16 protein-coding genes and 1 pseudogene are annotated in these 11,903 nt (G+C 71.9%); 7 read left to right on the forward strand and 10 right to left on the reverse strand.

What is annotated here, in order from left to right:
- Positions 1-65 precede the first annotated feature (65 nt).
- Positions 66-473, forward strand: a complete 408-nt coding sequence (locus tag ACIRC0_RS21585) for a CoA-binding protein (protein ID WP_403617771.1) — start codon at positions 66-68, stop codon at positions 471-473.
- Positions 474-828: 355 nt separating this feature from the next.
- Positions 829-1,011, forward strand: a complete 183-nt coding sequence (locus ACIRC0_RS21590) for a hypothetical protein (protein ID WP_103844673.1) — start codon at positions 829-831, stop codon at positions 1,009-1,011.
- A 17-nt stretch (positions 1,012-1,028) separates the two neighbouring features.
- On the opposite strand, the gene ACIRC0_RS21595 is transcribed toward ACIRC0_RS21590, so the two are convergent.
- From ACIRC0_RS21595 to ACIRC0_RS21620, 6 genes are all read right to left on the reverse strand, one after another.
- Complete coding sequence (locus ACIRC0_RS21595) at positions 1,029-1,889, reverse strand: ABC transporter permease (protein WP_403617773.1); 861 nt, start codon at positions 1,887-1,889, stop codon at positions 1,029-1,031.
- Positions 1,849-2,703, reverse strand: a complete 855-nt coding sequence (locus tag ACIRC0_RS21600; protein ID WP_403617775.1) for an ABC transporter ATP-binding protein — start codon at positions 2,701-2,703, stop codon at positions 1,849-1,851. Before ACIRC0_RS21600 ends, ACIRC0_RS21595 begins: the two co-directional genes overlap by 41 nt.
- A complete protein-coding gene (locus tag ACIRC0_RS21605) occupies positions 2,700-3,155 on the reverse strand; it encodes a MarR family winged helix-turn-helix transcriptional regulator (RefSeq protein WP_403617777.1) in 456 nt (151 codons plus the stop codon). The genes ACIRC0_RS21600 and ACIRC0_RS21605 overlap by 4 nt, the downstream gene beginning before the upstream one ends.
- A gap of 83 nt (positions 3,156-3,238) precedes the next feature.
- The gene (locus tag ACIRC0_RS21610) at positions 3,239-4,249 is read right to left on the reverse strand and encodes a cation diffusion facilitator family transporter (RefSeq protein ID WP_403617779.1); all 1,011 of its coding nucleotides are present in this window, start codon (positions 4,247-4,249) and stop codon (positions 3,239-3,241) included.
- Between the two features lie 157 nt (positions 4,250-4,406).
- Complete coding sequence (locus ACIRC0_RS21615) at positions 4,407-4,958, reverse strand: DinB family protein (RefSeq protein WP_403617781.1); 552 nt, start codon at positions 4,956-4,958, stop codon at positions 4,407-4,409.
- 40 nt (positions 4,959-4,998) lie between these two features.
- Positions 4,999-5,670 (reverse strand): TetR/AcrR family transcriptional regulator, encoded by a 672-nt coding sequence (locus tag ACIRC0_RS21620; protein WP_403617783.1) that lies wholly within the window; start codon positions 5,668-5,670, stop codon positions 4,999-5,001.
- Positions 5,671-5,819: 149 nt separating this feature from the next.
- Between ACIRC0_RS21620 and ACIRC0_RS21625 the strand changes: the two genes are divergently transcribed.
- The gene (locus tag ACIRC0_RS21625; RefSeq protein WP_403617785.1) at positions 5,820-6,377 is read left to right on the forward strand and encodes an NAD(P)H-dependent oxidoreductase; all 558 of its coding nucleotides are present in this window, start codon (positions 5,820-5,822) and stop codon (positions 6,375-6,377) included.
- A gap of 191 nt (positions 6,378-6,568) precedes the next feature.
- Positions 6,569-6,715 (forward strand): annotated as a pseudogene (locus tag ACIRC0_RS21630) (polyphosphate kinase 2); the annotation flags it as partial.
- A gap of 9 nt (positions 6,716-6,724) precedes the next feature.
- Here the strand turns inward: ACIRC0_RS21630 and ACIRC0_RS21635 are convergent.
- Complete coding sequence (locus tag ACIRC0_RS21635; RefSeq protein WP_403617787.1) at positions 6,725-7,114, reverse strand: ArsR/SmtB family transcription factor; 390 nt, start codon at positions 7,112-7,114, stop codon at positions 6,725-6,727.
- Positions 7,115-7,176: 62 nt separating this feature from the next.
- Between ACIRC0_RS21635 and ACIRC0_RS21640 the strand changes: the two genes are divergently transcribed.
- Positions 7,177-8,322 (forward strand): cation diffusion facilitator family transporter, encoded by a 1,146-nt coding sequence (locus ACIRC0_RS21640; protein ID WP_403617789.1) that lies wholly within the window; start codon positions 7,177-7,179, stop codon positions 8,320-8,322.
- Between the two features lie 51 nt (positions 8,323-8,373).
- On the opposite strand, the gene ACIRC0_RS21645 is transcribed toward ACIRC0_RS21640, so the two are convergent.
- Entirely contained in the window at positions 8,374-8,928 is a 555-nt protein-coding gene (locus tag ACIRC0_RS21645) for a YbaK/EbsC family protein (RefSeq protein WP_403617791.1), read from the reverse strand.
- A gap of 42 nt (positions 8,929-8,970) precedes the next feature.
- Positions 8,971-9,543 carry a helix-turn-helix domain-containing protein gene (locus ACIRC0_RS21650; RefSeq protein ID WP_403617793.1) on the reverse strand — a complete coding sequence of 191 codons (573 nt, stop codon included), beginning with the start codon at positions 9,541-9,543 and terminating at the stop codon, positions 8,971-8,973.
- Positions 9,544-9,636: 93 nt separating this feature from the next.
- Between ACIRC0_RS21650 and ACIRC0_RS21655 the strand changes: the two genes are divergently transcribed.
- Positions 9,637-10,494 carry an EamA family transporter gene (locus ACIRC0_RS21655; protein WP_403617795.1) on the forward strand — a complete coding sequence of 286 codons (858 nt, stop codon included), beginning with the start codon at positions 9,637-9,639 and terminating at the stop codon, positions 10,492-10,494.
- 1 nt (position 10,495) lies between these two features.
- Here ACIRC0_RS21655 and ACIRC0_RS21660 read toward each other — a convergent pair whose 3' ends face one another.
- On the reverse strand, positions 10,496-11,260 hold the full coding sequence (locus ACIRC0_RS21660) for an acyltransferase (protein ID WP_403617797.1): 765 nt from the start codon (positions 11,258-11,260) through the stop codon (positions 10,496-10,498).
- 106 nt (positions 11,261-11,366) lie between these two features.
- Between ACIRC0_RS21660 and ACIRC0_RS21665 the strand changes: the two genes are divergently transcribed.
- Positions 11,367-11,900, forward strand: a complete 534-nt coding sequence (locus tag ACIRC0_RS21665) for a gamma carbonic anhydrase family protein (RefSeq protein ID WP_403617799.1) — start codon at positions 11,367-11,369, stop codon at positions 11,898-11,900.
- Positions 11,901-11,903 lie beyond the last annotated feature (3 nt).

Consider the following 11,903-nt stretch of genomic DNA (forward strand, 5'->3'; position numbering starts at 1 on the left):
GGAATGGCGCAGAGTCGAAGGCCGTTCCCTTCGGGGACGGACATCCCACCCAGCGGAGGCACGGCATGCACAGCGAGACGGAGACGGTCCGCAAGATCCTCAACGAGCTCGGTGACACATGGGCGATCGTCGGTCTCTCATCGAACGAGCGACGCGCCGCCTACAGAGTGGCCGAGGTCCTTCAGCGCTATGGCAAGCGGATCGTCCCCGTTCACCCGAAGGCCGAGACGGTGCATGGGGAACAGGGTTTCCCCTCTCTCGAAGCCATCCCCTTCGACGTCGACGTCGTGGACGTTTTCGTGAACAGCGACCTCGCCGGCGCCGTTGCCGACGAAGCCGTGGCGAAGGGCGCCAAAGCGGTGTGGTTCCAGCTGGGCGTCATCGACGAGCAGGCGTACGAGCGCACCCGCGCGGCCGGCCTGGAGATGGTGATGGACCGCTGCCCCGCCATCGAGATCCCTTCCCTGCGCTGAGGTGCGACGACCGGCCGGCGCACCGAGGGGCCGGGAGAGTGAACCGGCGCGCGCGTCACCCGGGGTCGTGTGGCCCTCTCGGATAGCTTGATATGACGAAGTAACTGGTCGGGCGGCGGCGAGGAGTTCCGCCCCGCCTCCGCCGACGTCGACGAGACCGAACCGCTCAGGGTGCCGAGCTGCTCGACGTACGGGCCCCTCACCTTCGACCGGGACCGACGCACGGGCTGCAGCAGCCGGCGCCGCAGACCCGACACAAAGCACCACGGAGATCGATCGACCTGCCTTCGTCGAGGGGCTTCGCGCCCTGCCGGAGTCTCTCGGACGCAGCGGCTGGAAATGTCCGGGAGGCGCTATGTGGTCCGTACTGGAGCAGGTGGCCGTGGCCGCCCCGCAGCTCTTCGTCTACGCCGTCGGCCTCTTCGTCGCCATGATCCTTCTGTCGCTCGCCATCAGTCTGCGGCAGGCGGAGGCGTCGCAGCGCCCCGAGATCATCAGGGCGCTCGCGGATCTGATGGCGTTCTGGAAGAAGAGGTGAGTCGCCCCTCCCCGGCGTCAGCGGGCCAGACGTCCCAGCAGCGACGACGCCGACGCGATGCCCACTGCCGCCGCCACCAGCAGCACCAGGAAGTCGGTGAGCAGGTGGGAGGGCGTGCCGAGGAGCAGACCGCGCAGGGCGTCGACCTGGTAGCTCAGGGGGTTGACCTTGCTGATGGCCTGGAGCCAGCCGGGCATGACGTGCACCGGGTAGAGGGCGTTGGAGCCGAAGAACAGCGGCATCGTGATCGCCTGGCCGATGCCCATGAGGCGGTCCCGGGTCAGGACGATGCCCGCGATCGTCATGGACAGGCAGGAGAAGAATGCCGAGCCGAGGACGACGGCGACCGCGACACCCAGCAGCCGCAGCGGGTTCCAGGTCAGCGCGACCCCGAGCAGCGCCGCGATCAGGACCACCACGATCGCCTGCACCAGCGCCTTCACCCCGGCGGCGAAGGCCTTTCCGGCGATCAGCGCGGCCCGCGGGGTCGGGGTGACCAGCAGCTTGGTGAGGATCCCGGAGTCCCGCTCCCAGATGATCATGATGCCGTAGAAGATCGCGATGAACATCGCGGACTGGGCGATGATCCCGGGCGCGAGGTAGTCCAGGTAGGGGATGCCTTCGGTGGGGATCGCCCTGATCCGGGTGAACGTCTCCCCGAAGATCAGCAGCCACAGCGCCGGCTGGACCGCCCGGGTGTACAGCTCGGTGCGGTCGTGCCGCAGCTTCTGCAGCTCCACCGCGCACATCGCGCCGACCCGGGCGGGCAGGACCTTCCAGCCGGTACGGGCCCGGGGCGGGGTCACCAGCAGGTCGAGGTCCGCCGGGTGGGCGCGGTCAGCCGACGCGGGACGCGGTGCGGCGGGTGCTTCGGACATCGCGGAAGTCTCCTGACTGGTCGTCGAGTCCGCTGCCGGCGACGTCACGGAAGACGTCCTCCAGCGTCGGCAACGGGCCTTCGGTGCCGAGCCGCTGCGCGAGGCCGCTCCGCAGCTCCTCGGGGGTGCCGAGGGCGCGAACACGGCCGCGGTGCATCAGGGCGACGCGGTCGCAGTACTGGTCCGCCTCGTCCATGTAGTGGGTGGTGACGAGGACGGTCATGCCGGTGGCGGCGCGTACGGCGTTGATGTGCTCCCACACGTTGGTCCGGGCGATGGGGTCGAGGCCGATGGTGGGCTCGTCGAGGATCAGCAGGCGGGGCGCGCTGACCAGCGCCTGGGCGAGTTCCAGCCGGCGGACCATGCCGCCGGAGTACGTCTTCGCGAGCCGGTCGGCCGCGGCGGTGAGGTCGACGGCGGCGAGGGCCTGGTCCACGCGGCGGGCACGCTCGCTGCGCGAGACGTCGAAGACACGGGCGAACAGGGCCACGTTCTCCCGGCCGGTGAGCCCGGCGTCGGCGGAGAGCTGCTGCGGTACGTAGCCCAGCAGGCGCCGTACGGCCATGCGCTCGCGCGTCGCGTCGTGGCCGAAGACGCGCACCATGCCGGCCGGGACGGGAAGGAGCGTGGTCATGCAGCGGATGGCGGTGGTCTTGCCCGCGCCGTTGGGGCCGAGCAGTCCGAAGACCTCGCCGTCGCGGACGGAGAGGTCCAGCCCGTCGACCGCGTTGGTCTCTCCGAAGGAGTAGCGCAGTCCGGCGCAGGTGACGGCGCCGACTGCCGGGGCGTCGCCGTCCGTCGCGTTCCGCGTCATGTCTCCTCGGCCTCCTCGTGCAGGTTCTCCGCCAGCTTGCGCAGGGCCGGAAGGGCCACCTCGAGCGCTTTGCGGTCCGCCTCGTCGAGGCGGGCCACCTGGCCGCGTACGAGTGCCGCGCGCCGCTCGCGCCAGTCGTGCAGCCGTGCCCTGGCCGCCTCGGTGGGCAGCAGGCGCGCGGCCCGCCGGTCGGCCGGATCCGTCTCACGGATCAGATAGCCGTCGCGGAGCAGGTGCTTGACCAGCGTGGAGACCGAGTTGCCCGCCAGGTACAGCTCCTTGGCGGCGTCCGACACCCCGATGCCCGGCCGTTCCACCACCAGGCGCAGCAGTTCGACCTCCGCTCCGCGCAGCGGCGGCGCGGCCATCCCGCCGCGTACGCGCCGGCGGATCAGCCGCTGCACTCCGATCAGCGCGGCCACCAAGTCGTCGGCGAGCCTCTCCGGTTCCACACTGATGAGATTAGGTCTGATTCAGAGGTATTCGGGGAAAGAGACGGTCAAGGACCATCAGGAACGGTCGAAGGCGGTCGCCGTCAGTGGTGGTGAGGGTCCTCCCGGTGCACGGGGCCGTGCGGGGCGTCGCAGTGCGCGGCGTCGCGAGCGGCGCTCCGGTCGCCGGGCAGGGCCACCTGCAGGACCTGTTCGGGGGCGTGGTCGACCTGGAGCGTGGTGTGGGTGATGCGGTAGTCGTGGCGCAGCACCTCCTCCAGGTCGCGGCGCACGGCGTGACAGTCACCGCCGGGTTCGACGAGGACGTGCGCGGACAGCGCGGCCTGGCCGGAGGTGATCTGCCAGACGTGCAGGTCGTGCACCTCGACGACGTCGGGCCGGGCGACGAGCCGGTCACCGAGTGCGTCGGGGTCCACGTCGGCGGGCGCGGCCTCCAGGAAGATGCGGCCGGAGTCGCGCAGCAGCCCGTACGCGGCCTTCACCATCAGCGCGACGACCACCAGCGTGGCGATCGGGTCGGCGCGCTGGAAGCCCGTCAGGACGACGACGAGCGCGGCGATCGCGGTGCCGATGAAGGCGAACAGGTCGTTCAGCACATGCTGATAGGCGCCCTCGACGTTCAGCGAGGTGCGGTTGGCCTTCGAGATGCAGTAGGTCGCGGCCACGTTCACGACGATCCCGGTGAGCGCGGTGGCCAGCATGAGGCCCCCTTGCACCTGGGGCGGCGCGATCAGGCGCCGTACGGCCTCGTACGCCAGCCAGGCACCCAGCAGAAGCAGGGTCAGGCCGTTCGCCTGGGCGGAGAGGATCTCCGCGCGTTTGAGGCCGTAGGTGAAGCCGCCACGGGCGGGGCGGGCGGCCAGCCGCATCGCGATGAGAGCGAGCACGATCGACGCGGCGTCGGTGAGCATGTGGGCCGCGTCGGAGAGCAGCGCCAGGGAGCCCGCGACGATACCGACGGCCACCTCGGCCGCCATGAACACGGCGATCAGGCCGAGCGCGAGGCCCAGCCAGCGGCGGTCGGCATCCGCCGACACACCATGGGAGTGCCCCGCATGCTCCCCCGCGCCGTGTTCATGACCGTGACCGCTCATGTGGTCCGCCTTCCCCCTCGCAACCGGATGTCTCGACCGCAGTGAAACCCATGGCCCCGCCCCAGGGCAAAGGCTGCACCGGTGACCGTTGTCATGTCCGATAATAAGCCGCTGACCTGCGCAAACGTTGCGGCGATGAGGGATGGGCCAAGTGGTGTCACATCCCGATCGCCCCATCGATGCGCTCCCGGAGGAGGTCCGCGTGGCCGTTGTGGCGGGCGTACTCCTCGACCATGTGGACGAGTACCCAACGCAGCGACACGGTGCCGCGCCAGGAGTCGTGCCCCTCGACGTCCAGGTGGGGTGCGGCGGCGACGAAGGCATCGGCGAAGGCGGTCTCCGCGCGCCAGGCCTCCCAGGCCAGGGTCACGACCTTCGGGTCCGGGACGGCACCGGTGAAGTCACCGTCGGGTTCGGAGGGCGAGGAGAACAGGGGCGGGGCGTCCTGACCGGCCAGGACCCTGCGGAACCAGCGGCGTTCGACGTCGGCGAGGTGTCGCACCAGGCCGAGCAGCGAGAGCGCGGACGGCGCGACCGAGCGCTGCGACAACTCGCTGTCCAGGCCGGAGCACTTGAGCTCCAGCGTGGCGCGCTGACCGGCGAGGAAGTCGACGAGGAGGGTGCGTTCGTCGCCGGTGGCGGGGCCGAGAACGCGGGGATCGCGGTCGGCGGGGACGAACATCTCTGCTTTTCTGCTCATGGTCGTCATGGCCACCAGGTGATGGGACGCGCGGGGCGCGGGGTGCGGGTCAGTCCGTACATCGGCCGTTACATCGGCCCGTGTACCGGTCCACCAGGTCGCACCAGCCGGCCTCGACCCGCTCCAGGGACATCCCGCGGCGGGTCAGCAGGTGGTCGACGAGCGCCGTCTCCAGGGAGCCGAGCAGCGTGTGCGCGACGAGCTCGGTGTCGCCGTCCGCCCTCGCCTCGCGCAGCAGCATGCACACGTGGGCCAGCCGGAGCTGGTACGGGGCAGTCGCGCGCTGGCGGCTCGGGTCCATGTGGGCGGCGAGATACAGGTCACGGTGAGCGTGCTCATGGCGCATGACGGCCGCGCCGAACGCACGCAGCCGCTCCCGGGCGGGCGCGCCCGGGCCTAGCGGCGGCGGTCCGGAGAGGAAGGCGGCCTGGAGCTTCTCCTCGTGGTGGCTGAGCAACTCCACCATCAGGCCCATGCGATCGCCGAACCGCCGGAAGACGGTGCCCTTGCCGACACCGGCGCCACAGGCGATGTCCTCCATGGTCACGTTCGCGATGCCGCGCTCCGCGGCCAGGCGGGCCGCGACCTCCAGCAGACGCGTGCGGTTGCGCGCGGCGTCGGCGCGCAGCCGGGCCGTCTCGCCGGTGGGCATGAGGGCGAGGTCGGTCGGCGTGTCGATGTCGGCCGGGGGCGGCAGAAGGGGCGGGAGCGGCTCGGTCATGACACCAGACTAGCGCCGAGGGAAGACAATCGGACCCTGGTCCGTTTATGGTGGGCAGGAAGTGGACCGCGGTCCGGTTGAAGTGGTACAACATTCAACGGACTACCCCGGTCCGCTTGTACTGATCGCACATCCCGGGAGTTTTTGCCATGTCTGTACGTATCCTCGCCCTGGTCGGCAGCCTTCGCGCCGGTTCCCACAACCGTCAGCTCGCCGAGGCCGCCGTGAAGCACGCCCCCGAGGGCGTCGAGGTGGTGCTGCACGAGGGTCTGGGCCAGGTGCCCTTCTACAACGAGGACATCGACGTCGAGGGCACCGTCCCCGAGGCCGCGACCGCGCTGCGCAACGCCGCCGCCCAGGCCGACGCGCTGCTGCTCTTCTCGCCCGAGTACAACGGCACCATCCCCGCCGTCCTGAAGAACGCGATCGACTGGCTGTCCCGTCCGTACGGTGCCGGCGCCCTGACCGGCAAGCCGGTCGCCGTCGTGGGCACCGCCTTCGGCCAGTACGGCGGCGTGTGGGCGCAGGACGAGGCCCGCAAGGCCGTGGGCATCGCCGGCGCCCACGTCGTCGAGGACGCCAAGCTCTCCATCCCCGGCTCCGTGACCCGCTTCGCCGAGACCCACCCGGCGGACGACACCGAGGTCGTCGAGGGTCTGACCAAGGTCATCGAGCAGCTCTCCCAGGCCCAGCCGGTCGCCGCCTGACCTGCCCGGGCACCGGGTCGCACACCGGCCCGGGACGTGACAGGGCTGTGGGCCAGGACCGCGAGGTCCTGGCCCACAGCCCTGTCCGCGTACGGGGACGCCGGCGGATACGCGCGGACGCGCCGGACCTGGCGTTTCACCCGTCAGACCCATGCTCCGGCTTTGCCTGTACTTCGCCGGGCGTACGCCTTCGGGCCCGGGTCGAGGCGATGCGCGGTGTGCTCGCCCGCTTCGACCACGCCGACGAGGACCAGGAGGTCGTCGGCATCCCCGATCCCCGCGTCGTGGGCGCGGCGGCGAACCTGCTGGAGGCCGGCGAGGACGACACCGGCCGCTGAACCGGCGCCTCAGTCGTGGGCCGGACTGTCGGTGAGCCGGTGGTCGGCCAGGCTGAGTGCCTCGTCCACGACCCGGCGCAGATGGCCGTCGCGCAGTGAGTAGATCACGCGGCGGCCTTCCTTGCGCGTGTCGACCAGGCCGGCCAGCCGAAGCCGCGCCAGGTGCTGACTGACGGCGGGCCGGGCCGCGCCGCACGCCTCGGTGAGCGTAGAGACGTCGGCCTCGCCGCCGCTCAGGGCGTGCAGCAAAGCCAGGCGGGTGCGGTCGCCCAGCAGCGCCAGCAGCTCGGCCGCCAGCGCGAACTGCTCCTCCCCCGGCGTCCCGGGATGGCCGCCGTCCGTGCCGTCCGTGCGCCGCTGCGCATCCTGCGCAGATGATAGGTGCATGCGTGCGCTCATACGCACATAATGGCTTCCTGGGCGGGTACCCGTCCACTGCCGCACGGCGGAAGGGGCCTGGGATGACAGACGAGCACGCGGGGCGCGAACAGGTGGGGCACCGGCACGCGGGGGACGGACACGTGCGACATGCGCACGGCCGGGCGCATACGCACAGCCGCCACGCCCATCCCCATGACCACCCGCATCCGCACCCTCACGGGCACGACCACGAGCCTGCGCACGGCCCGCTCTCTCACCTCCGCCACCTCCTCACCCCCCACTCGCACGAGACCGCCGACAAGCTCGATGCGGCACTGGAGTCCTCCGCGCGCGGGCTGCGTGCGCTGTGGGCCTCGCTGGCCGTGCTCGGGGCCACGGCGCTGGCGCAGGCGGTGGTGGTCGTGCTGTCCGGTTCCGTGGCGCTGCTCGGCGACACCGTGCACAACGCGGCCGACGCGCTGACCGCCGTACCGCTCGGCATCGCGTTCGTCCTCGGCCGGCGTGCGGCCACGCGCCGCTTCACCTACGGGTACGGACGCGCGGAGGACCTCGCCGGGATCGTCGTCGTGCTGACGATCGCCGCCTCCGCCGCCTTCGCCGCCTGGACGGCGGTGGAGCGACTGCTGGACCCGCGCCCCATGCAGCACGTCCCGGTCGTCGCCGTCGCGGCCGTCATCGGTTTCGCAGGCAACGAGTGGGTCGCCCGTCACCGCATCCGGGTGGGCCGCGCGATCGGTTCGGCCGCGCTGGTCGCGGACGGACTCCACGCGCGTACGGACGGCTTCACCTCGCTGGCGGTGCTGGTGGGCGCGGGTGGGGCGGCGCTCGGGTGGCAGCTCGCCGACCCGGTGGTGGGGCTGGCGATCACGGCCGCGATCGTGCTGGTGCTGCGGGACGCGGCGCGCGAGGTGTTCCGTCGGGTCCTGGACGCCGTCGACCCGGCCCTGGTGGACCGTGCGGAGCGGGCGGTCGCACAGGTGCCGGGTGTGCGTGAGGTGGGCGAACTGCGGCTGCGCTGGATCGGGCACCGGCTGCGCGCCGAGGTGGCGGTCGTGGTCGACGGCGAGGCGAGCGTACGGAGGGCGCACGCCATCGCGGTCGAGGCCGAACACGCCCTGCTGCACGCGCTACCGAGGCTGACGGCCGCCCTGGTGCACGCGGACCCGGCGCCCGCCCCGGGCGAGGAGGACCCGCACCTGGCCCTGGCCCACCACGCCCGGAGTTGACCGCAGCGCCCCTCGGACGCCGAGACCTTCAGACGCCAGACGCCGAGACCTTCAGACGCCCAGGCCCGGCAGCACCACCGCGTTGGGCAGTTCCGTAAACGCCTTGCCCGGCACCAGCAGCTTGCCGCGGCGCCGGCCGCTGCCCACCAGGACGTACGGCAGGTCGACGACCCTGGAGTCCACCAACACCGGCCAACCGTCCGGCAGTCCGATCGGGGTGATGCCGCCGTACTCCATGCCGGTCTCCCCCGTCGCCACGTCCATGGGCGCGAACGAGGCCTTCCGGGCGCCGAGTTGGCGGCGGACCACACCGTTGACGTCGACCCGGGTGGCCGACAGGACCACACAGGCGGCCAGCGTCGTGTCGCCGCCGCGCTTGCCCGCGACCACGACGCAGTTGGCGGACTGGTCGAGCAACTCCTTGCCGTAGTGCTCCAGAAAGGTCGCCGTGTCGGCCCAGTCGGGCTCGGTGTCGACGTACACGATCTGCTCGGCGGGCACGCTGCCGCTCCAGTGGCGTACGGCGTCGGCGACGGGGCCGGTGAGTTCCCCGAGGCAGTCGGGGGCCGGGACGGCGTGGTCGAAGTCTCCGATGGGTGCGCGCATGACGGCACGCTAACAGCCGGGCGCCCCGGGCCCGGCGGCGTCTCAGCGCACGGGCGGCACCGAGACCGCCATCACCATCTCCATCGGGACGTCACCGTCGTTGGCGTACGTGTGCGGGGTGCTCGCCTCGAAGGAGGCGCTGGCGCCGGTGGGGACGCGGTGCTCGACGCCGTCGACGGTGAGGGTCAGCTCGCCGGCGGTGACGTGGACGAGTTCGACCGTGCCGACGGGGTGCGGGTCCGAGGGGCTGCGGTCCCCGGGCATCAGCCGCCAGTCCCACATCTCCAGCGGGCCGGGCGCCTCGGTGCCCGCGAGGAGGCGGTTGTAGCTGCCGGCGTCCGTGTGCCAGAGGCGTACGGCCTGCTCGGCCGGGACGATGCGGACCTTGGGGCCCTGCTCGTAGTCGAGCAGCGTGGTGACGCTGACACCGAGGGCGTCGCCGATCTTGACGACCGTGCCGATGCTCGGGTTGGTGCGGGCCTGCTCGATCTGGATGAGCATGCCGCGGCTGACTCCGGCGCGGGCGGCCAGCGTATCCAGGGTGAAACCCCGCTCGGTACGCCACCGCTTGACGTTGCGCGCCAGGGACTGGGTCAGCAGGTCGAGGTCCGACACATTCCGTCCAATATTGTGTATGACAGAGTTGACTCGATTGAACTAGGGTGGGGTGCACCTGATCGTTCACTGAACTGTACTGCGAGGCGGTCCATGACAGCACTCTTCGCCCTGGCCACCAGCCTTCTGTGGGGCCTGGCCGACTTCGGCGGCGGACTGCTGACCCGGCGCATGCCGGCGCTGACCGTGGTCGTCGTCTCGCAGACCATCGCCGCGGCCGTGCTGGGGGCGATCGTGGTGGCCACGGGCGGCTGGAGCGAGGCGGGGCCACGGCTGTGGTTCGCGCTCGCCGCGGGCCTGGTCGGCCCGGTCGCGCTGCTCTCCTTCTACCAGGCGCTCGCCCTCGGCCCGATGGGCGTGGTCTCCCCGCTGGCCACCCTGAGCGTGGCGGTCCCCATCGGCGTCGGGCTGTTCCTCGGCGAGCGGCCCGGGCTGGTGCAGGTGGCCGGCATCGTGGTCGCCGTCGCCGGCGTCGTGCTCGCGGGCGGCCCCCAGCTCAGGGGCGCCCCGGTGCAGCGGAAGGCGATCCTGCTGACACTCGTGGCCGCGCTCGGCTTCGGCACGGTGTTCGCGCTGATCGCGGAGGCGTCGACCACGGTCACCGGACTGTTCCTGGCGCTCTTCGTGCAGCGCGCCGCGAACGTCGCCGGAGGCGGAGCCGCCCTGTACGTCGCCCTGCGCAGGGGCGCCCCGGCGCTTCCTGCCGAGGGCCTGCCCCGGCGTTCCCTGCCCGCGCTCGCCTTCGTCGGTCTGGCCGACGTGGCGGCCAACGGCACGTACGCGATCGCCGCCCAGCACGGCCCGGTCACCGTGGCGGCGGTGCTCGCCTCGCTCTACCCGGTGGTCACGGCGCTCGCCGCGCGCGGCTTCCTCAGCGAACGGCTGCGCGCCGTGCAGGCGGCGGGCGCGGGTCTGGCCCTGGTGGGCACGGTGCTGCTCGCCACCGGCTGACTCAGGATTCCGTCTCCAGCTCGGCGAGCCGGGCGACGTCCTCCTCGTCCAGTTCGGCCAGCGCCAGCAACTGGTCCGGCGTGACACCGTCCGGGATCGGGACCGGGGGCGGGGTCCTCAGCGGGGGCTGCCAACCGGCCTCGGGCGTCCAGCGCCGTACGACCCGTGCCGGGGCCCCCGCCACCACCGCGTGGTCCGGTACGGCACCCCGTACCACCGCTCCGGCCGCCACCACCACGTTCCGCCCGATCCGCGCTCCCGGCAGGATCACCGCGCCCGTGCCGATCCAGCAGCCCGGCCCGATCTCCACCGGCTCCATCCGGGGCCACTGCTTGCCGATCGGCTCATGGGGATCGTCGTAGGAGTGGTTGGTGGAGGTCACGTAGACGTACGGCCCGAAGTAGCAGTCGCTGCCGATCGTGACCGTGGTGTCGGCGATGACATGGCTGCCCCGGCCGAGGACCACACCGTCGCCGATGCGCAGGATCGGGTCCGCGCCGAGGTCCAGGTCGGGCATCAGCCCCGCGGTCAGCGTGACCTGTTCGCCGATGATGCAGTGGGCGCCGAGGTGGATCCAGGGCTCACCGAAGACCGTGCCGAGCGGGAAGGCGAGTCTGGTACCTGTTCCCATCGCGCCGAAGCGGAAGCGCCCTGGGTGCTCCGCGGTCACCGACCCCGTGCGCTGCACCCAGGCCCAGCCCGCGTGGACGGCGCGCTGCGCGAGGCCACGGCGCCATGATGAGAACGTGTTCCTGCTCCTGAGCACCCGCTTACCGTAATCGGCCGGGGCTGGGGCCGGGCGTCGGGGCGCCTGTGATCTTCGCCCCACCGATGGCGTACGGTGCCGGTGTACCGACCACGAGGAGACGGCCATGACGCGGAAGGCGCTGATAACGGGGATCGGCGGAAGGGATCCCAAGGTGGATCAGGAGGCGTTCGTGTCCCCCACGTCGGTGGTGATCGGGGACGTGACGCTGCACGCGGGCGCGAGCGTCTGGTACGGCGCGGTACTGCGCGGCGACGTCGAGCGGATCACCGTCGGCGCGAGCAGCAACGTCCAGGACAACTGCACGCTGCACGCCGACCCGGGCTTCCCGGTCACCGTCGGCGAACGGGTCTCCATCGGGCACAACGCGGTGGTCCACGGCGCGACCGTGGAGGACGACTGCCTGATCGGCATGGGCGCCACCGTCCTCAACGGCGCGGTCATCGGCGCGGGCTCCCTGGTCGCCGCCCAGGCCCTGGTCCCGCAGGGCATGCGGGTGCCGCCGGGCTCACTGGTGGCGGGCGTCCCCGCCAAGGTCAAGCGGCAGCTGACGGCCGAGGAGCGGGAGGTCATCACACTGAACGGCACGATGTACGCGGACCTGGCGCGGGCGCACCGCGAGGTGCACGAGGAGAGGTGAGGC

It is taken from the genome of Streptomyces sp. NPDC093984 (assembly GCF_044764595.1).
Taxonomy (GTDB): domain Bacteria; phylum Actinomycetota; class Actinomycetes; order Streptomycetales; family Streptomycetaceae; genus Streptomyces; species Streptomyces cynarae.